General features: G+C 37.3%; 19 protein-coding genes. 13 read left to right on the top strand and 6 right to left on the bottom strand.

Annotation, left to right across the window (positions count from 1 at the left end; translation table 11 throughout):
* Position 1: 1 nt before the first annotated feature.
* On the bottom strand, positions 2-1,675 hold the full coding sequence (locus KO505_RS07010) for a DUF342 domain-containing protein (RefSeq protein ID WP_216054740.1): 1,674 nt from the start codon (positions 1,673-1,675) through the stop codon (positions 2-4).
* Between the two features lie 220 nt (positions 1,676-1,895).
* On the opposite strand from KO505_RS07010, the gene KO505_RS07005 reads away from it, so the two are divergent.
* Together KO505_RS07005 and KO505_RS07000 are read left to right on the top strand one after the other, a co-directional pair.
* Positions 1,896-3,110 (top strand): aminotransferase class V-fold PLP-dependent enzyme, encoded by a 1,215-nt coding sequence (locus KO505_RS07005; RefSeq protein ID WP_216054739.1) that lies wholly within the window; start codon positions 1,896-1,898, stop codon positions 3,108-3,110.
* A gap of 22 nt (positions 3,111-3,132) precedes the next feature.
* Complete coding sequence (locus tag KO505_RS07000) at positions 3,133-3,582, top strand: SufE family protein (protein WP_216054738.1); 450 nt, start codon at positions 3,133-3,135, stop codon at positions 3,580-3,582.
* Positions 3,583-3,590: 8 nt separating this feature from the next.
* On the opposite strand, the gene KO505_RS06995 is transcribed toward KO505_RS07000, so the two are convergent.
* Positions 3,591-4,655: a DUF3549 family protein gene (locus KO505_RS06995; protein WP_216054737.1), complete on the bottom strand. Its 1,065-nt coding sequence runs from the start codon at positions 4,653-4,655 to the stop codon at positions 3,591-3,593.
* 94 nt (positions 4,656-4,749) lie between these two features.
* Here KO505_RS06995 and KO505_RS06990 point away from each other — a divergent pair, with 94 nt between their 5' ends.
* The 3 genes from KO505_RS06990 (at position 4,750) to KO505_RS06980 (ending at position 6,374) form a co-directional block, all read left to right on the top strand.
* The gene (locus KO505_RS06990) at positions 4,750-5,106 is read left to right on the top strand and encodes a YqcC family protein (RefSeq protein ID WP_216054736.1); all 357 of its coding nucleotides are present in this window, start codon (positions 4,750-4,752) and stop codon (positions 5,104-5,106) included.
* Positions 5,107-5,865 carry a tRNA pseudouridine(65) synthase TruC gene (truC, locus tag KO505_RS06985; RefSeq protein ID WP_216054735.1) on the top strand — a complete coding sequence of 253 codons (759 nt, stop codon included), beginning with the start codon at positions 5,107-5,109 and terminating at the stop codon, positions 5,863-5,865.
* Between the two features lie 68 nt (positions 5,866-5,933).
* Positions 5,934-6,374 carry a flavodoxin domain-containing protein gene (locus KO505_RS06980; RefSeq protein WP_216054734.1) on the top strand — a complete coding sequence of 147 codons (441 nt, stop codon included), beginning with the start codon at positions 5,934-5,936 and terminating at the stop codon, positions 6,372-6,374.
* A 137-nt stretch (positions 6,375-6,511) separates the two neighbouring features.
* Here KO505_RS06980 and topA read toward each other — a convergent pair whose 3' ends face one another.
* Positions 6,512-9,193 carry a type I DNA topoisomerase gene (gene topA / locus KO505_RS06975; RefSeq protein ID WP_216054733.1) on the bottom strand — a complete coding sequence of 894 codons (2,682 nt, stop codon included), beginning with the start codon at positions 9,191-9,193 and terminating at the stop codon, positions 6,512-6,514.
* A gap of 346 nt (positions 9,194-9,539) precedes the next feature.
* Between topA and astB the strand changes: the two genes are divergently transcribed.
* On the top strand, positions 9,540-10,886 hold the full coding sequence (astB, locus tag KO505_RS06970) for an N-succinylarginine dihydrolase (RefSeq protein ID WP_216054732.1): 1,347 nt from the start codon (positions 9,540-9,542) through the stop codon (positions 10,884-10,886).
* A 171-nt stretch (positions 10,887-11,057) separates the two neighbouring features.
* Positions 11,058-12,404 carry a dicarboxylate/amino acid:cation symporter gene (locus KO505_RS06965; protein WP_216054731.1) on the top strand — a complete coding sequence of 449 codons (1,347 nt, stop codon included), beginning with the start codon at positions 11,058-11,060 and terminating at the stop codon, positions 12,402-12,404.
* A gap of 75 nt (positions 12,405-12,479) precedes the next feature.
* Here the strand turns inward: KO505_RS06965 and KO505_RS06960 are convergent, their stop codons facing one another.
* Positions 12,480-12,875 (bottom strand): DUF3192 domain-containing protein, encoded by a 396-nt coding sequence (locus KO505_RS06960; RefSeq protein ID WP_216054730.1) that lies wholly within the window; start codon positions 12,873-12,875, stop codon positions 12,480-12,482.
* Positions 12,876-13,046: 171 nt separating this feature from the next.
* Between KO505_RS06960 and KO505_RS06955 the strand changes: the two genes are divergently transcribed.
* On the top strand, positions 13,047-13,316 hold the full coding sequence (locus KO505_RS06955; RefSeq protein ID WP_216054729.1) for a hypothetical protein: 270 nt from the start codon (positions 13,047-13,049) through the stop codon (positions 13,314-13,316).
* 57 nt (positions 13,317-13,373) lie between these two features.
* Here KO505_RS06955 and syd read toward each other — a convergent pair whose 3' ends face one another.
* Positions 13,374-13,916, bottom strand: a complete 543-nt coding sequence (gene syd, locus KO505_RS06950) for a SecY-interacting protein (RefSeq protein WP_216054728.1) — start codon at positions 13,914-13,916, stop codon at positions 13,374-13,376.
* Positions 13,917-13,981: 65 nt separating this feature from the next.
* Here syd and queF point away from each other — a divergent pair, with 65 nt between their 5' ends.
* From queF to KO505_RS06935, 3 genes are all read left to right on the top strand, one after another.
* On the top strand, positions 13,982-14,830 hold the full coding sequence (queF, locus tag KO505_RS06945; protein WP_216054727.1) for an NADPH-dependent 7-cyano-7-deazaguanine reductase QueF: 849 nt from the start codon (positions 13,982-13,984) through the stop codon (positions 14,828-14,830).
* A 141-nt stretch (positions 14,831-14,971) separates the two neighbouring features.
* Positions 14,972-15,358 (top strand): ribonuclease E inhibitor RraB, encoded by a 387-nt coding sequence (locus tag KO505_RS06940; protein WP_216054726.1) that lies wholly within the window; start codon positions 14,972-14,974, stop codon positions 15,356-15,358.
* A 190-nt stretch (positions 15,359-15,548) separates the two neighbouring features.
* Entirely contained in the window at positions 15,549-16,439 is an 891-nt protein-coding gene (locus tag KO505_RS06935) for a radical SAM protein (RefSeq protein WP_216054725.1), read from the top strand.
* Positions 16,440-16,909: 470 nt separating this feature from the next.
* Here the strand turns inward: KO505_RS06935 and KO505_RS06930 are convergent, their stop codons facing one another.
* Positions 16,910-18,331 (bottom strand): sodium-dependent transporter, encoded by a 1,422-nt coding sequence (locus KO505_RS06930; protein ID WP_216054724.1) that lies wholly within the window; start codon positions 18,329-18,331, stop codon positions 16,910-16,912.
* A 159-nt stretch (positions 18,332-18,490) separates the two neighbouring features.
* Here KO505_RS06930 and KO505_RS06925 point away from each other — a divergent pair, with 159 nt between their 5' ends.
* Together KO505_RS06925 and KO505_RS06920 are read left to right on the top strand one after the other, a co-directional pair.
* Positions 18,491-18,790, top strand: a complete 300-nt coding sequence (locus tag KO505_RS06925; protein ID WP_216054723.1) for a YciI family protein — start codon at positions 18,491-18,493, stop codon at positions 18,788-18,790.
* Positions 18,791-18,821: 31 nt separating this feature from the next.
* Positions 18,822-19,271, top strand: a complete 450-nt coding sequence (locus KO505_RS06920) for a lysozyme inhibitor LprI family protein (RefSeq protein ID WP_216054722.1) — start codon at positions 18,822-18,824, stop codon at positions 19,269-19,271.
* Positions 19,272-19,358 lie beyond the last annotated feature (87 nt).

Raw genomic sequence — 19,358 nt, 5'->3', positions numbered from 1 at the left:
TTTACAGTGGTTCTATCACTATATTGGAGTCTAACTTTCGAATAACACTGGCACTTTTACGTTCATTTGTGATCATGGCTTTCTGACCAATTTTAACTGAAACATTTCTATATAACTGCCTATGCGCTAACACTTTTATTTCGTTGATATAGTCTGCTCGTTTTTCAATTAATACTCGACGGAAATAGATATATTTTTTCACTTTGGTAATTAAAATAAGTAACTTTTTATCTTCAATGGTTTTTTCAGTAGGATTGTCTATCGTTGAAATTTTTTTCTTCAACTCTCCAACTCGTTGTTCTAAGACGTTTGTCCACTCCCACAACTCATGCTCTTTTTGTAAAAATACGTCGTATACCCTGTTCATATTAATATCTACAGGTATGTTAGTTTCGCTCCCACCCAATATACCAACGTTTAACAATTTACTTAACGTGAACTTACCACCTATGACTTTACCCTGAGGTTTTTCGGGATCACCAACAATTAGGCTTTTAGCCACCACTTTACAATTAGCTAAATACTTATTGGCCATCACATCAAATTTACATCTAAAAAACACTTGGCTCGCAAAATCCACATTAATATTTTGGCCAGAAACCAACTCACAACTTAGATCAGTCTCTAGTTCACTTTTTGTACCTTTATTAACAATATGTCCAACGCAACCGCCAATTATTGTTAAGTTGCCATGACAGCGAATAATCGCTGATTCAACAAAACCACCTACATATACATCCCCGGTCGCCTCAATTTTCATCTCCGCAGCAACGTCACCTTCTATGATCACAGAACCATGAAAATCTATATGGCCTTGTTTTGCGGTTAGCTCATTAATCACAAACACGTCATCAACGACTAATTTCTCCCCTGTTTTTCTTAACATACCTTCACAAATGGCGACTAAACAGTTTGGATCTTCTTCTGAAATTTCTGTGCCTTGAGTTGCTTTTAATTCAAAATCATTGCCTGGCGTTGGAATTAGTACATTGCCAAGTATGTCTTTACCTTCTAAGCCTTTACTAGGTTGTGTTTTATACGCAACCACTTGCCCTTTTTTAACCGTTTCTATTTCACCTAAATCCCTTAAGTTAAACGAACCGTCTGGGTTAATTCTATGCTGTCTTAACTGCTCACCGAACATATTTACTTTCGGCTTTAGCTCTGCATCTATCCCATCACTGGCGGGTTTACCTTTCACTAATAATTGTTTGACTTTAGTACCTGGCGGCAATCCTCTGACATTTTTTAATAATCGTTTTACTAATGTGGTTTTTAAGCCAAATTTAATATTGTGTTCTAAACACGCCCTTTTAATCTCAGCCATAGACAGGCGTTTTCCGCCTTGTGCAGTAACAACATTGGCTGTTGCAGACATTAAGTCTTCACTGATTTCAAAACTAATACTGGCATCAAGGATAGTGGCAAAATGAAAGTCTACTTTTTGAATTCGGTCTTGGTGTTGTTGAATTTTCTCAATTAATTCATTTGTAGTGGTTATAAAATCTGATAGTTTTTCCAACTGTTTAGCACAATTGCGATATTTACTTTGCTCAAATAGGTTTACGATTGTGTTTTGATCTAATAATTTCGTGACTGTATTACACACAACGACAAGAAAAACGTTACGTCCCCTTCCTTCAAACTCTATTTCGGTTATGTTTTCTTCTGCCATTGTACAACCTAAAAATTAAAACCAAACTACACCTGATAAAACGCTAACATTCAATTTACCTAATAATCAATTAATGTAAATTGAAACTGCATATATTATTACTTGTTTTAATTCCGTTTTTTTAATTAAGGGACTAATAAAAAGATTCGTTGAATTGAAAATGTTAAGCAGAAAACAAAATGGTATACTGGTTTTACCTTTTGTATTTGCCCAATGAATTATGTCAATACGCAGCCAGTTTACTCTATTTTCCAATCAAGAACTCAATACACCGACCCCCTTCATATATCTTGATAATGCTGCGACTACGCAAAAACCTCAATCTGTTATTGATGTTATAACTCACTTTTATCAACATCAAAATGCGAATGTTCATCGGGGATCCTATAACACAGCAAACCAAGTTACCGCACGATACGAACAAGCCAGAGTGAATCTAGCAAACTTCATTGGAGCTAAAAGCGATACAAACATTGTTTGGACTAAAGGCACCACTGAAAGTATAAATTTAGTTGCTTATGCTTGGGGCGAAACACATATTTCAGATGGTGATACTATTGTCGTATTAGGGTCAGAACATCACGCTAATTTTGTGCCGTGGCAACAATTAGCTCTGCGTAAAGGAGCCAATTTTGAAGTGGTGAACGTATTAGAAAATGGCGATCTTGATTTAGCTCATTACCAGAATCTTATGGATAAAAAACCTAAGTTAGTTGCAGTTCAACACTGCTCAAACGCGTTAGGTAATATACACCCTATTAAACAGCTTACTGAATTAGCCAAACAAGTAGGTGCAACCGTATTAGTTGATGGAGCACAGGCTGTTGCTCATATAAAGGTAGACGTGCAGGATATTGGCTGTGATTTTTATACCTTTTCTGGCCATAAAATGTATGGGCCTACAGGTATTGGCGTTTTGTATATCGCTGAAGATATCAAACATGAGGTGAATCCATTTCACTTTGGTGGGGAAATGATCCAATCGGTCACCATAGAGAAAACCTCCTTCCGCCCTATTCCTGCACTGTTAGAAACAGGAACGCCAAATATATCAGGAGTTTTGGGCTTTGATGCTGCAGTGAAATTTATGCAAAATGAACAAACTCAACACGAATTGGCGAGCACCTCCGATTTATATAATTATCTGATTTCTCAATTATCACAAATCGACAAAGTACGATTATTAGGTTCAACCGAAAATAATATTGGTGTAATTTCATTTGTTGTTGACGGAGAATCTGTTGCTGATATTGGTGCATTATTAAATGAACAGAACATTGCGGTAAGGTGTGGTCATCATTGCGCAATGCCATTAATGCAGGCGTTAAAAGTTAATGGCACAGTAAGAGTCTCTTTGGCCATTTATAACGATAAATCAGATGTAGATGGGTTTATTAACGCACTAAGAAAATCATTAGATATATTATGCTGCTAACAATGCAATTAGAGAGGTTTTAATGCCAACCAATCCAAAAATAATAATAGAACTTGGTGAGCAATTTGAGTTAAACGAAGTAGCCGTTATAGAGTTATTTTCTCCGCTAAAAAATTGGGAAGAAAAGTTTAGACAGCTAATGTTATTAGGGAAAAAACTACCAATTTTACCTATAGATCACCAATTAGATGAATACTTAGTGTCTGGTTGCGAAAGTAAAGTGTGGTTAGTACATCAATGGCATAACCAAACATTAAGTTTAGCAGCAACGTCCGACGCAAAAATTGTGAAAGGATTAATTGCCGTGGTTTTAGCTGCATTTAACAATAAAACGAAAACACAAATAATTGAGTTCAATCTAGATAATTATTTTGCTCAGCTCAACTTATTAAATCAACTTAGCCCATCAAGAGCAAACGGTGTCCATGCCATTATCAATGAGATTAAAAGCTTCGTAGACAACGTTCACTAAAAACTCGTTTATTGTTTACCAAAAACGGTTCCAATCGCTACAGACACGGCTTCAGGTCTAGTTGGATCTCGTAATAAACTTAATATATGTTGACGCACTGAAGGGATCGCGACCAAGTCGATAAACAAGCCTCCAAAAAGGTGTTTATTGGTATTGGTAGCCGCTTTTTCAAAAAATAAATGCAACAACGCTTTATCATCGAAGTATTGCCAAAAACGTCCAGCAATGACAATAAACAGAGTTTCTTCTGCACTTTCTGCACTAATTAATAATTTTTTTAACTGTGCTAAAACAATCGCTTTTGCTGAACTTCCGGCAAGACAACGTAATAAATGTAAAACTTGTTCATTGTCATTTTCTTCCAGTGCTCGATTTTGCACTTCGACGATACGTTGCGTTAACGCTAGTCCAATCTGATCATGTTCCAACGTCGCACCAATAGCACATAACGTCTGAATAGATAACTCTGGTAAATGTTTGATTAAGTCAGATTCGTTATTCGCTTGGTCGATTCTTGCAGTAAAATCAGCGATACCTTGAACTGTTAATTCTTGCCATTTATCTGCGTCAATTTGTCCTGCAAAAAATGCTTGTACATGTTCATAATGCATTGAAGCAGGTTGTTTCAGCGCCACTTTAACTTTTGCATTAAACGCCGCTTGGCGGTTTTGATCTGGTGTAAAACTATAAGGATGATTATCAAGTTCAGATTGTTGGTTATTCGAGTCCAGCATTTTACTGCCCAACTCTTTAATAACCATAGAAATATAATGATCTCTTTGTTGCAGTTTTAACAAACCAATTTCATCTAAATCAAATTGTAAAAACCAAATAAACGGATTCGCTTTAGCTTGCGGACCTTTTTCATCTTGGTCCCAAAATACCATAGCAAAACGTGCTTTTTTTTGAATTGGGTATGGGTAAGGTTTTTGTCCATTTTCGACGGCGGTAAATTCTGCTTTGGAAATTGACTGGATTTTTCGTCCTAGATCATAAACCCGCCACTGAGCATTGGCACTTTCCATTAAGGAAGACAACGTTGGAACTGGGTTATTGGCAGAACTGGCAGACATAAACAAAACCTTTCACAATCTTTAGAGTTTAATTTCTTGCGCATTATATATTTTGTTGGTTGGGACGTATATGGATTATTAATCAGATGGTAATATGGGTTTTTATTTTATTATTGTTATTAATATGTCTATTCATCATCAATGCGCCAGTTTGTTAGCCCAATTAACGATTGATTTAAAACAATGTAATTTATGGAGTAACGAGACGCCATCAATGGATCAATTGTCTAGCACTGAACCTTTCGCGGTTGATACTTTACGTTTTGAGCAATGGTTACAGTTTATCTTTATTCCTAAAATGACTGATTTAGTCAATAACAAAACAAACTTACCATCAAACATGAACATTTACCCAATGGCAGACGAGTCACTTAAACACAAAAACAAAACAATTACCCCCCTGTTAGCAACAATTAAGTCACTCGATCAACTTATTAGCCGTGGTGAGTAAATGAGAAAAGTTGTTTTTGAATCAGCACCCGAGCTTACAATTTTGTACCAAGATGAATATTTGGTCGCCATCGATAAACCATCTGGTTTGTTAGTTCATCGTAGTGAGATAGATAAACGCGAAACTTTATTTGCCATGCAACTGACCAGAGATTTAATTGGTCAACATGTTTATCCCGTTCATCGTTTGGATAGGCCAACCTCGGGGGTTTTATTGTTTGCTTTGTCATCTGAGGTAGCTCGTAAAATGTCTGAGTTATTTATTGCCGGTTTAGTCTCGAAAACCTATTTAGCTGTCATACGGGGTACTTGCCCAGAACAATTACATATTGATTACGCTTTAAAAGAAATTTTAGATAAAAAGTCAGATAAAAAAGCCAATAAAGATAAAGAACCACAATCTGCACAAACCAGCTTACGTAGACTAGCACAGGTAGAGTTACCATTTCCTTCTGGAAGGTACGCTCAAACTAGATATTCATTGGTTGAGTTAACACCCCATACAGGTCGAAAACATCAACTAAGACGACATATGGCTCATATTCGCCACCCCATTATTGGTGATACAAATCATGGCGACGGTAAACAAAATAAAGCCGCAAAAGAACATTTAGGATTAGACCGTTTAGCGCTCGTTGCAAAAAACTTATCTTTTCCACACCCAATCTCTAATGAGATTATAAATATTAGCGCTGATATAGATCCGACTTTAACGCACTTATTTAATTTATTTAGTCCAGATTCAGCCTTGATTTATTAAACCTAACTATTGATGCTTTTTAAACCATTGTGTTAAGTTAAAGCGAGTTTACTAATAGTGGGTTTAACATGGCGAATATTACGATAATGTGCGGCAGTGTATTTGGTGCAGCACAAGAACTTGCAGAGCGAATTAAATCAACTTTATCTGAAGTTGGGCATAATGTGATGTTAAATATTCCATGTTCGACGCCTGATATGGACAATGCAGATGCCATCTTAATTATTACGTCAACTACTGGACAAGGCGAACTCCCGTCCAATATAGAACCTTTTTATTTTAATGCTAAAAATAATATGCCGATGCAAACGGGTAAATTATTTGGCGTCATATGTCTAGGTGATTCAAGTTATACCACTTACGGCCAGGCTGGCGACTTAATGCAAGAATTGTTTATTGAGTTACAAGCTAAAGAAGCGTTCCTTATGTTAAAAGTAGATGCCGTACAAACGCTAGAACCCGAAACATTGGCGTTACCATGGTTAGAACAATGGGTGAAACGGCTTTAAGTTTCGAGTTTCGAGTTTCGAGTTTCGAGTTTCGAGTTTCGAGTTTCGAGTTTCGAGTTTCGAGTTTCGAGTGACATAAATAACAAAAAGGCTTCCTAAGGAAGCCTTTTTTAATTTAACATATTAACCAGGACTAACTAATCTTTCTTCTTAGCGGCTGGTTTTGCCTTAGCTTTTGGCTTTGCCTTCGCTTTAGGCTTCTTACGTTTATCTTCTTCTACCCATTTACCATCAGTAAACCAAGCACTCCAACCTGACGCTTTACCTTCACTGTTTTCCGTCATGACATATTGTTGTTTTGTTTTCCGGCTAAAACGAACAACTGATTTATTGCCATCTGGATCTTGTGCTGGTGCATCGGCTAAATAATAAAATTTAGGGCTAATGCGATCACGATATAAAGCAAGTTCTTCAACTAATGGTGCTCTAGTTTCTCTAGATTTTGGGAAGGTTGAGGCCGCCATAAACAAACCTGCAGCGCCATCACGTAAAACAAAATACCCATCCGACTTAACACAAGGTAATTCCGGTAAATGAACCGGATCTTCTTTCGGTGGCGCAGCTTCACCACTTCTTAGTAATTTACGCGTGTTTTTACACTCTTCGCCAGTACAGCCAAAATACTTACCAAAACGGCCAGACTTAAGTTGCATATCCGAACCACATTTATCACATTCGATTAATGGTCCATCATAGCCCTTAATTTTAAACTCACCCTTTTCAACCACATGACCAGAACAACTTGGGTTATTACCACAAATATGAATTTTTCTGGTTTCGTCAATTAAATAGCTGTCCATTGCCGTTTCACAAACAGGACAACGTTTCATGTGACGTAATGCTTCGGTCTCTAATTCTTCATCAGAAACATTTTCAGCTTCATCACCATGGGTTAAGTTCATTGTATTGGTACAACGTTCTTTTGGAGGCAATGCATAACCAGAGCAACCTAAGAAAACACCAGTACTTGCAGTACGAATGTTCATCTTGCGGCCACACTTAGTGCAATCAATATCGGTTGGTACCGGTAAGTTTTGACGCATACCGCCTTCATCTGTTTCAGATGAAGCCACTACTAGTTTTTCTTGGAATTCACTATAGAAGGTATCTAACAACTTCTTCCATTGTAAATCACCATCCGCAACTTCATCTAAACGACCTTCCATTTTTGCAGTAAAGTCGTAGTTTAATAACTCAGTGAAGTTTTCAACTAAACGGTCGGTAACAATTTCGCCCATTTTTTCGGCGTAAAAACGACGGTTGTCTAATCGTACATATCCACGGTCTTGAATTGTCGAGATGATAGAGGCGTACGTAGATGGACGACCAATACCACGTTTTTCTAATTCTTTAACTAAGCTGGCTTCAGAGAAACGTGCAATAGGTTTAGTAAAGTGTTGTTTTGGTAGATATTCAGCTACATCTAATACGTCTCCAACACTCACATTTGGTAATTCAATGTTATCATCATTGGCTTTTTTAACGGCCGTTTGCACTCTTGTCCAACCGTCAAATTTTAACACTCGACCTTTAGCTTTAAGTTCAAAATCACCAGCAGTAACGGTTACATTTGTTACGTCATATTCCGCAGGTACCATTTGACACGCCACAAATTGATTCCAAATCAACTCATACAAACGCTCGGCATCTCGCTCCATGCCCACTAATTGTGAAGCTTGAACACCAACACTCGAAGGACGAATCGCTTCATGCGCCTCTTGCGCTCCTTCTTTGCTACCGTAAACCAGTGCATTAGCAGGTAAGTATTTTTCACCAAATTCACTTTGGATAAATAAACGACAAGCGCCAACAGCTTCACTACTTAAGTTAGTGGAGTCGGTACGCATATAAGTAATGTGACCCGCTTCGTATAAACGTTGTGCCATCATCATGGTTTTCTTTACGCCAAAGCCCAAACGTGTACTCGCCGCTTGTTGTAACGTTGACGTTATAAACGGAGCAGATGGTTTGCTTTTAGATGGTTTGTCTTCACGGTTAGACACCGTAAATGTCTGGCCTTTAATATCTGCTAATATCGCATCCATTTGATCTTTATTAGTCGGTTTAAAGGTTTTACCTTGTTGTTTATTTACTTCTAATAAGATTTGTTCTTTTTTAGAGGTAAAGGTATCAACATTCAAACGCCAGAACTCTTCTGGAATAAACGCTTTAATTTCTCTTTCACGTTCAACAACAAGACGAACAGCTACAGATTGAACTCGTCCCGCTGACAAACCTCGTGCTATTTTTTTCCATAACAAAGGCGACACCATAAAACCAACAACACGGTCTAAGAAACGGCGTGCTTGTTGAGCATTTACTTGGTGTATATCTAATTCACCAGGTTTATCAAATGCTTGTTTTATTGCGCTTTTGGTTATTTCGTTAAAAACAACGCGTTTAAATTTATCTTCATTACCGCCTATGATTTCCCGCAGGTGCCAAGCAATGGCTTCCCCTTCGCGGTCCAAATCCGTTGCGAGATAGATATGGTCAGCTGACGCTGCCAATTTTTTAAGTTCCGCAACAACTTTCTCTTTACCCGGTAATATTTGATATTTAGCAGCCCAACCGTTTTCTGGGTCTATCCCCATACGGCTGACTAAAGCAGTTTTATCTTTTGCTGCTTTTAATTTTGCTTTTTCTTCTACAGACAACCCTTTTGTTGACACACGTTCAGCTGGTTTTTTCGTACCACCTGACGTTGGGAGATCACGAATATGACCAACACTGGATTTTACGACAAAATCTTTGCCTAAATACTTGTTGATGGTCTTTGCTTTTGCTGGTGACTCGACTATGACCAGAGACTTTCCCATAATTCCTCAACCGCTTCTTGGGTAAATTGCGTACTTATACCAAGTTATAAGATATATATGCGATTCTATTCGACTTCAAGCTAAAATCGCTATCTATTTCTGCACCAAAGTGAGATTTTCTTCTTTAACTGCGTATAATATAAACAGTTTTCGATTAACGACACGCAATGATACTAAGGTTTTCAGAAGATTTGTCACTTAAAAAATTAAATGATTTTATTTACATTTATTTTTTTATCTAATTAATTTGTTAAAAATTTGCTCTAGTTTAAAAAAAACATCAAATTTTTTTTGTGAATAAAAATGTAAATCCTGTGTCACTGTATTTTATGGAGAAGTTCTAATAATGAAACATTTTGAAGCTAATTTTGATGGTCTAGTTGGCCCAACTCATAACTATGCCGGATTGTCTGTTGGTAATGTTGCCTCTTTAAATAACGCAAAAGATACCTCTAATCCAAAATCTGCAGCCAAACAAGGTTTGCAAAAAATGAAAGCATTACATGACATGGGATTAGTTCAAGGGGTTTTAGCGCCACATGAAAGACCTGACTTAGATGCATTACGTCGTTTAGGCTTCAGTGGTAGCGATACTTCGGTTTTAGAGCAAGCCGCTAAACAAGCCCCACAAGTGTTAAGAGCTGTATATTCGGCTTCAAGTATGTGGACAGCCAACGCCGCAACCGTTTCACCAAGTGCGGATACTGCTGACAAAAAAGTGCATTTTACCCCGGCTAATTTAACTAATAAATTCCACCGTTCGTTAGAGCCTGAAACCAGCGGCCGTATATTAAAAGCCATGTTTAATAACGAACAGCATTTTGCACACCACCAGCATTTACCAGATAACGATCATTTTGGTGATGAAGGCGCAGCAAATCATACTCGTTTGTGCGGTGAATACGATCAAGCAGGTGTGGAATTATTTGTCTATGGCAGACACGCATTCGATTCTTCAAAGCCAGCACCCGTTAAATATCCTGCACGTCACACCTATGAAGCCTGTGAAGCGGTTTCACGTTTGCATCAATTAGATGAGTCAGGTGTTGTTTACATGCAGCAAAATCCTGATGTCATTGACCAAGGTGTATTCCACAATGACGTTATATCTGTGGGTAATCAAAATGTATTGTTCTATCACGAACAAGCCTTTTTAAATACCGCTGAAAAGTTTAAAGAAATCCAATCTAAATTTGCTAAAAAATCAGATAAAGAATTCCACTTTATTAAAGTTGCCACAGATCAAGTCAGTGTTGAACAAGCGGTTAAAACTTACTTATTTAATACTCAGTTGGTTGATATCGGTAATGGTCAAATGGCCATCATTGCGCCAATGGAATGTAAAGAAAACCCGTCGGTATCGGCGTATTTAGACAATTTAATTACGCAAAACACACCGATTAAACAAGTAAACTACTTTGACGTTAAACAAAGTATGAGAAATGGTGGCGGACCGGCATGTTTACGATTACGAGTTGCGTTAAATGAACAAGAACTAGCCGCAACCAATCAAAATGTTCTGATGTCAGAACAGTTATTTTCAACATTAAATACCTGGGTAGATAAACATTACCGTGATGAATTATCGGAATCAGATCTAAGAGATCCTATGTTAGTAATTGAAACTCGAGCTGCACTCGATGAACTCACTCAAATTTTAAACCTTGGTTCAGTTTATCCATTCCAACGATAATTACGTTATAACTATTGATTAAAGCGACCTTAGGGTCGCTTTTTTTATAGTTAAAACTTTTAATAGAATCCGTATTTGTATGAGTTTTGTTCACTTATCGTCAGAAAGCTCTACATTTTTAGCTGACTTGTTTATACTCGAATCGAATTCATAAAATAAGAATAAATAAAAATGACAAAACAACCATCCAATCAAAAGTTTGGGCTCACGGCTCGCATTTTAATCGGGATGATCTCCGGTATTCTTACCGGTGTGATCTTACAAGAACTATTTGGTACTTCCGGCGACATTTTAATCCCATTAGGCATCACTACCCTTTCTATTAATGACTTTTTTGTGAACGGATTGTTTCATGTTGGCGGCAGTATATTTGTTGCTAGTTTGAAAATGATCGTGGTTCCGCTGGTATTTGTTTCATTGGTCGTTGGCACTTGCAGTTTAAACGACACCAGTAAGTTAGCTCGCCTAGGTGGGAAATCAATTGCGTTGTACTTAATGACAACCGCAATTGCCATCACATTAGCCATTCTATTAGCTTTAGTTGTTGGGCCAGGACAAGGGTTAAATTTACCAACGGATCAAAACTTTGTAGCTAAAGAAGCGCCAGGGTTTGCTCAAGTTATTATCAATATGTTCCCAACTAACCCTATTAGCTCAATGGCGCAAGGTAATATGTTGCAAGTCATTGTATTTGCACTCTTGTTTGGTGTGTCTATGGCACTTGCGGGTAAATCAGGTGAACGTTTAGCGGCCTTGTTTGTGGATTTAAACGCCGTAATTATGCGCTTAGTGGTTATTCTAATGAATGTCGCCCCTTATGGCGTGTTCTTCTTATTAGCTAAATTATTCACTACCCTTGAATATGAAACCATTGGTAGTTTAATTAAGTACTTCTTCTTAGTAATTTTTGTATTGTTGTTACATGCGTTTGTGGTTTACGGCTCGTTATTAAAAGCCTTCACTGGTTTAAGCCCTGTCATCTTCTTCAAGAAAATGCGCGATGCTGCTTTGTTCGCTTTTAGTACATCAAGCTCAGGTGCAACCCTACCTGTTACCATGGAAACGGCTACTAAAAAGCTAGGCGTTAAAAACTCTATCGCTTCATTTACATTACCTATGGGTGCCACACTTAACATGGATGGTACGGCCATCATGCAAGGGGTTGCTACGGTATTCATCGCTCAAGTATTTGCGGTTGATTTAGCCTTAAGTGATTACCTAATGGTGGTATTAACGGCAACATTAGCCTCTATTGGTACAGCTGCCGTTCCGGGTGTAGGTTTAATTATGTTGGCGATGGTATTACAGCAAGTTGGTCTACCTGTTGAAGGCATAGCGTTAATTATTGGTGTCGACCGATTATTGGATATGACTCGTACCGCCGTTAACGTTACGGGTGATTGTATGGTGAGTTGTATTGTTGCTTCATCTGAAAAAGAATTTGACCATGAGATGTTCGCTAACGAAGATGCCGGTACTGAAATTGAAAATGTTGATTTTGATAAACTAAAATCGTAACTCAATTTAGTTAATCCACAAAAAAACCGAGTTTAATAACTCGGTTTTTTTTATTGATTATATATTTTGCCTTGGTTAAAGCTTTTTATACGCTTTTTGACCCCAAGATTGTAATACACCGTCAACAAAAATGAGAGGTGTACATTCATCTTTAGTTGTTTCACCGTCTGAGTGTTTGTGACGAGTTCGATAAAATAACACTTGGTATTGTTTGTCATTATCTGTAAACGCTTCATTAAAGTCAGCAGAGCCAAACGTTGTTTTTACTTGTGAAATGGTTTCACCAACTTCTAATTGCGCTATCTTCGCTTTATTCGTTCTCTGTACTTCTTTCCATTCACTACTTGAGTTAGAGTTATTCCATCCTCTTCCTTCATCATCACCTACAACGACAACACAGCCAGTTAACGCAAATGTTAATGGAAGTGTTAAAATTAATGTTTTAATTGTTTTATTAAGTGTTTGATTCATTGTCATCTCAACTTTATTATTTATATTAACGATGCACCTATAAGGCAAAATCAGTTCCAACATGGTAAACAGTTGTTATATAAGGAGAATTATTAATATAACATCTAAGTAGAGCACCACTAATCGTCATAAATACAATTTAATAGTTAAATTAACCAAATTATAGAGAATATGAATATTTCAGATATTATTAACATTTGCCAAGTATTAAAAAATGAAGGGAAAGAGCCCTCGATTGCTTTAATAAAAGCTAGGGCGGATAAAAATACGCCAATGCCAACATTAATCTCTGGCCTACAGCAATGGCGTTCGAATCCTGATGTCGTAATTCCAAAGAAACAAAATAAACTGACCAGCACTGATGAAAAGAAAACATTAGAGCAAAGAGTGGAAATGTTGGAACAGGAAGTTGCATTGTTAAAGTCCTTGCTGCTCAAATAAGACTCAACACCCCTAATTTAGTAACCCTAATCTGGTTAGGGTTACTCGGTATAAAATTTATAAAACCGGCGAACACTGTTCGATAAAGTCAGCTAAACTGTTGGCGACTTTTTTATGTGGTTCTTTACCGACATATTCCAACCACACCTCTCCTGTTTCATTAACCACAACCAAATTAAGATCATCTTCATCCGTTAGCGCAAAAAACAACGTAGGTGATTGTTTTAATTTGGCTTTCATCATCAAATGACCAATAAGGTTTTGCTGCAGTCGTTCGAAATCTGTATACGACCACGCTTGTAAAAATTGTAATGGACCAGCGTTATGTTCAGCATTGATGTTGTCGGCATAATACTTACAAAACAATGCAGAGTATTGCGGATCTATGATTAAATCCATTGCCCGACCAACATTATCAAATTCTAACGCTTGTTCAATTTCAACCGGTTTCCAATACGTTTTGTTATTAGCACTAAATTCACACGGCGAAGGCCATTCAGGATCGGACTCAATTTCAGGATATCCATTTTGCTCAGCAAGTTTGCTCCAATTTGAAACAAACTTAACCCAAGCCTGATTTAATAATTCAATTTTAGTCATATCCACTTCCACTTAAATTTATATTCTTTACAATACCCACATTCAAACTAGATATTGTTTACCCTATGACTTCAAAGTATACAGAAAGTGGCGCGTTAGATGAACTGACTCTTGGCAAACAAACCGCCTATGAGACAAAATATAATCCAAATCTACTGCAACCCGTTCCTCGTAGTCTTAACAGAGACGATTTAAACCTATCTGATCCATTACCTTTTTATGGTCACGATTTATGGACAGGTTATGAAGTAAGCTGGTTAAATGCCAAAGGCAAACCTGTGGTGGCCATTGCTGAGTTTGTTGTGCCTGCAACAAGTACCAACTTAATAGAAAGTAAATCATTTAAGCTGTATTTAAATAGCTTTAATCAAACCAAGTTTACTTCTTGGACAGATGTGCAAGAAGCAATGGAAAAAGACTTAACCGACTGTGCAGGTGAGACGGTAGATGTTCGTTTGTTATCCGTTGAACAAGAAGCCCCATTTCAAGTAACGCCGCTAGATGGCGTTAATATAGATGATATAGATATTGAAATAGACAATTACGACTTTAATAATCAGTTATTAAAATTAGATAAATCTGGTAACACAGTTACCGAGCAATTAAATAGCCACTTGTTAAAGTCAAATTGTTTAATTACCAGTCAGCCAGATTGGGCCAGTATTGTTATTTCTTATACTGGATTACAAATAGACCATGAATCATTATTGCGTTATTTGATTTCATTTAGAATGCATAACGAATTCCACGAACAATGTGTGGAGCGAATTTTCACCGACATCATGACCCTTGCCAACCCAAGCGAATTAACCGTTTATGCAAGATATACCCGACGTGGCGGATTAGACATTAATCCAGTAAGAACCACCTTAGTTGACTTTATTCCAAAACGTATGCGAATAAACAGGCAATAGTCCAATAATGTGGCGTAAATGTAAAAAATGCAGAGTTATTTTTAACCTAAATATTACTTCTACGCTTACCATAATAGTACTTGGGTCAAATTGATAACTTAGCTACAATTGGCCCATAACCACCAGTGATAATGGATAACAATGAATTTTCCAAATGATGATACCGGCCAAATATTACAAGACATGGCCAATGCAGGATTTGATTTTAGTGAGCAATACGTCGTCGACTTTTTTGCTTTATTTGATCAAGAATCCGATGCCGATACTGTTGCAAAGTTATTTATCGCTAGGATTGAAAACGAAGAGCCGTTTGTCAAAGTTGAAAGCCGTAAATACGACCATGGGGGTGCATCGAGTATTGCCATCGAACTGCAAGTATCTAAAGTAATGGACGTTACTTACGAAAACATTGTTGCATTTGAAAAAGAATTCAAAAAAATCGCTGAAAAAAATAAAGGTTACTCTGATGGTTGGGGTGTATTCATGGGCGACGAAAACGAGCCTGATGAAGAAGATTCTTATACTTAAGTTATGAGTTTCGGGTTTCGGGTTACGAGTGACGAGTTTCGGGTGACGGGTTTCGAGTGATGAGTTTCGAGTGACGAGTTTCGAGTGACGAGTTTCGAGTGATGAGTTTCGAGTGACGAGTTTCGAGTGACGAGTTTCGAGTTTTGAGCTACAAAAAGTTTGTTTTGAGAAAGTAATATTAGGGTTAAACATGTATCCATTAAAATATATTGAACCGGTATTCCGTCCACCTAGTGAGTGGAAATCTCTTATATTACAAGTCACTAATGGCTGCTCTTGGAATCAATGCACTTTCTGTGACATGTACACTCAAGACAATAAAAAGTTTAAACCTAAGAAGCTAGAAGACATTGAACAAGAGCTTATTGCAATAAAACGCTCAGGCATGCCGGTTCATCGTGTATTTTTAGCCGATGGTGATGCCCTAACATTGCCATTTAGACGCTTACAAGAGATCTGTGAGCTGATAAACAAGTACTTTCCAGATATACAACGTATCTCCTCTTATTGTTTACCTAGAAATTTAACCAATAAAACCGTTGAGCAACTGCAATCGCTACAACAATTAAAACTCAGTTTAGTTTATGTAGGTTGTGAAAGTGGTGATGATCATGTTTTACAATTGATCAAAAAAGGCGAAAGTTACGAATCCTCAAAAATCGCGTTAGACAAGTTACAACAGGCCGGCATTAAACGTTCGGTTATGATCTTAAATGGTTTAGGTGGCAACGAATTCAGTCAACAACATGCCATTAATTCCGCCAAATTAATGAACGAAACCCAACCAGAATACCTATCAACTTTAGTAGTTTCCTTTCCACTAGGCCAAGAGCGTTTTGCTAAAGAATTCCCTAATGGCTTTGAACTCCCCAACCAGCTTGGTTTATTTAAAGAGATGGAAACCTTATTAACGCGCTTAGAGTTAGATAAAACCATATTCCGCTCAGATCACGCCTCAAACTACTTAGTATTAAAAGGCATATTAGGCAAAGACAAAGCCTCCTTGTTAGCTAAAGTGCAAGCTGCCATCAATACACCGCAGATGATTCCCTTAAGGCAAGAGTGGCAACGGGGATTGTGACTTTTAGGCCAAAAAGTTGGTTAGGTTTATAGTTTAATATTCTTATGTTGAATATTAGCTTTAACATAGTGCCCCTATGTACGCTAAGGTTTCACCTTGACGGTGGTCATCAAAACCTTTTTTCAACAGCCAAAAAAGGTAGGCGCTCTTATAATGAAAAAGAGCGCAGCCCGTAAACAAATATCTATTTGTATTAAATACTAACTTTTGTCATCAAATACGGACGACTCCATGGATGGAGGAGGTAGAGCGAAGCAGGATGCCAGTGCCGAAATAACATTCGTCCATGAAAATTTTCCTCAATCGGGCATCCATGCCCTATCGATTTGAGAAAAGTTATATTTAATACAGATATTTTGAACCGGGAATTAGATTAAGAGTTAAATAAGATAACAAGATAAATAAAACTCAAAAAAAAACCTTAACATTCGTTAAGGTTTTTAATCACTAAAATTGGAGTTAAGCCAAAACTAGAACAACAATTTATAACCAAAGAACTTCATTGCTACTGTATTTAAGAATACTAACGCTAAGATCACTGGGATATAAGTTTTAAGCGCAATTTCTGAGTAACGTAATAAGAAACCGTGTTTACCCTTTTCTAGCCCTTCATCTAGTTCTTTCTTGAAGTTAATCATCTTCCAACGAGAAATAACAAATAAACAGATCAGTAAACCATTTAACGGCAATATGGTGTCGTAAAATACATCATAGATAACATCAAATAGCGACTTGGAAGCGCCTGCATAATGCGTTAAGCCCGTTAAGGTATCAGACATACCAAACGACATAGACGTTAATACGGTTAAAAACACCATCAATATGGCTAAGTAAGTAAGTGACTTTTTACGGCTTACTTTCATGCCATCCATCACAGCTGCATTTGGTACTTCAATGATTGACACTAAAGACGTAATTGCAGCAAAAAATACCAATAAGAAAAACAGTGATGCTATCGCGCTTGCGCCAAAGTAACCGATATCCATTTGAAGTGATAAGAAGATCTTAGGTAATAAAACAAAGATTAAGTTAATAGACGACTCATTTAACTTGTCCGGTTCAACCATAGGGTTAAAGCTAAAGATAGCTGGCATGATCATCAAACCTGCGATAAATGCCACGCCGGTATCTGTTAATGCTACTAACTTAGATGAGTCTGCAATATCTTGTTTTTTACTGATGTAAGAACCGTAAGTAACTAAGATACCCATACCTAATGATAGGGAGAAAAACGCTTGTGATAACGCCGCATTGATCACGCTGCCATTGATTTTAGAAAAGTCAGGGACTAAGTAAAATGCAACACCAGAGAATGCATTATCTAAAGTTAATACGTAGATAACTAATAAAATAAGTAAGACGAATAATGAAGGCATTAATATTTTAGCTGCCCTTTCAATGCCCTCTTTTACACCGCTCATTAAAATTACGCCTGTGATAGCCACTACCACAATCATGTAAACAAACAGTGAATTACTGGTAATAAACTCACCAAACATCTTAGGGTCAGCGAGAGCCGCTAAGTTGCCTGTTACTGCATTATATAGGTATCCAAATATCCATACGGTGATCACCATATAAAATACAGCAATCATAAATGGCGTTAACACACCTAATAAACCAGCTAGTTTCCATTTTTTATCGTTGTTCGATATTGAATTATAAGCGCCAAGTGGATCTTTATTGGTATGTCGACCAAATGACATTTCAGCCATCATCACAGGTAAACAAATTAAGATGACGAACATCGCGTAGATAAATAGAAATGCACCGCCGCCATTTTTTGCGGCAGCAACAGGAAATCCTACAAGATTACCGATACCAACAGCCGAACCAGCTGCGGCCAAAATAAAACCTAGTTTTGAGGAAAAATGCTCTCTTTCAGCACTCATATGTACTTCCTTTATAATTATTATTGTTAAATTTTTCTGCACCGCATGCTAGCAAGTAATTTATACGCTGTCTTCCTTTCCACTTGATTTTTAACTCAAATGTTGCAAGATCCAGTGAAATAATAAAAATGAATTTTTTCAAACAGGAATACTCGTAAAATGTATTACATGATTTGTTCACAAGACGTAGAAAATAGCTTAGCCTTAAGGTTACAAACCAGAGAAAAACATTTAGCGCGTCTACAAGCGTTAACGTCTCAGGGGCGTTTGTTATTAGCAGGCCCTCTACCGGCGGTTGATGCAGAGAACCCTGGTGAAGCTGGATTTACTGGCTCATTAGTCGTAGCCGAATTTGACTCGTTAGAAGACGCTCAAAAATGGGCAGATGCCGACCCTTACCTTGCCGCTGGTGTTTATCAAAACTCCGTCGTTAAACCATTTAAAAAGGTGTTGCCGTAAACATTTAACACCAATTATTAGGAAAATAACCTTGTTAAATAAAAAGTTTTTACTAGTGTATTTGCTCTTATTTGTCAGCGAAGGACTATTAGCTAACAAGATAGACGCTGAATATGTAGATCGTTTTGGCGTACCAGAAGTTAACGTTTGTAAAACCAAGTTTGATGACAAGGTTAATTACTCGGCCTGCTTAGATACGGTTCATACTAGCAAGGTAAGAGAATTAGAGATCTGGCAAAAAAATATTGTTTTTAAATTGCAGGAAGTGGCAGAAATTAATGGCCGTAGAGATGCCATTACTTTGTTTAAGTCTACCAGTAAAGAGTTTGAACAGTTTAAAAATAAAAACTGCAAATGGCAGTACTTGTCTATGTTACCGGATGCAAGTATCGCTGCCAATATGTCTAAAGAGTGTCATATTTATATGACGATTCAACGCACCAATGAGTTAAAACAACTTAGTCAGTTTGAGTTCTTTTAAACTGACTATTGTCTTGTGAGAATGAACCGATACTTTGTTTTAGTATCGGTTTTTTTATGAGAGTTATCCTTTAGGCACCTTTATTTT

It is taken from the genome of Psychrosphaera sp. F3M07 (genome assembly GCF_018860345.1).
Classification (GTDB): domain Bacteria; phylum Pseudomonadota; class Gammaproteobacteria; order Enterobacterales; family Alteromonadaceae; genus Psychrosphaera; species Psychrosphaera aquimarina.
The sequence above is the reverse complement of the archived record's forward strand: the minus strand, read 5'-3'. Positions and strand labels throughout refer to the sequence as shown.

Bases quoted from the DNA above. Each gene is read 5' to 3' on its own strand.
- KO505_RS06960 (WP_216054730.1), bottom strand. From the start codon at position 12,875: ATGAATCAAACACTTAATAAAACAATTAAAACATTAATTTTAACACTT.
- KO505_RS06995 (WP_216054737.1), bottom strand. From the start codon at position 4,655: ATGTCTGCCAGTTCTGCCAATAACCCAGTTCCAACGTTGTCTTCCTTA.
- KO505_RS06965 (WP_216054731.1), top strand. From the start codon at position 11,058: ATGACAAAACAACCATCCAATCAAAAGTTTGGGCTCACGGCTCGCATT.
- KO505_RS06980 (WP_216054734.1), top strand. From the start codon at position 5,934: ATGGCGAATATTACGATAATGTGCGGCAGTGTATTTGGTGCAGCACAA.
- KO505_RS06990 (WP_216054736.1), top strand. From the start codon at position 4,750: ATGGGTTTTTATTTTATTATTGTTATTAATATGTCTATTCATCATCAA.
- astB (WP_216054732.1), top strand. From the start codon at position 9,540: ATGAAACATTTTGAAGCTAATTTTGATGGTCTAGTTGGCCCAACTCAT.
- KO505_RS07010 (WP_216054740.1), bottom strand. From the start codon at position 1,675: ATGGCAGAAGAAAACATAACCGAAATAGAGTTTGAAGGAAGGGGACGT.
- KO505_RS06940 (WP_216054726.1), top strand. From the start codon at position 14,972: ATGAATTTTCCAAATGATGATACCGGCCAAATATTACAAGACATGGCC.
- KO505_RS06925 (WP_216054723.1), top strand. From the start codon at position 18,491: ATGTATTACATGATTTGTTCACAAGACGTAGAAAATAGCTTAGCCTTA.
- KO505_RS06930 (WP_216054724.1), bottom strand. From the start codon at position 18,331: ATGAGTGCTGAAAGAGAGCATTTTTCCTCAAAACTAGGTTTTATTTTG.
- KO505_RS06935 (WP_216054725.1), top strand. From the start codon at position 15,549: ATGTATCCATTAAAATATATTGAACCGGTATTCCGTCCACCTAGTGAG.
- queF (WP_216054727.1), top strand. From the start codon at position 13,982: ATGACTTCAAAGTATACAGAAAGTGGCGCGTTAGATGAACTGACTCTT.
- KO505_RS06955 (WP_216054729.1), top strand. From the start codon at position 13,047: ATGAATATTTCAGATATTATTAACATTTGCCAAGTATTAAAAAATGAA.
- truC (WP_216054735.1), top strand. From the start codon at position 5,107: ATGAGAAAAGTTGTTTTTGAATCAGCACCCGAGCTTACAATTTTGTAC.
- topA (WP_216054733.1), bottom strand. From the start codon at position 9,193: ATGGGAAAGTCTCTGGTCATAGTCGAGTCACCAGCAAAAGCAAAGACC.
- syd (WP_216054728.1), bottom strand. From the start codon at position 13,916: ATGACTAAAATTGAATTATTAAATCAGGCTTGGGTTAAGTTTGTTTCA.
- KO505_RS07005 (WP_216054739.1), top strand. From the start codon at position 1,896: ATGTCAATACGCAGCCAGTTTACTCTATTTTCCAATCAAGAACTCAAT.
- KO505_RS07000 (WP_216054738.1), top strand. From the start codon at position 3,133: ATGCCAACCAATCCAAAAATAATAATAGAACTTGGTGAGCAATTTGAG.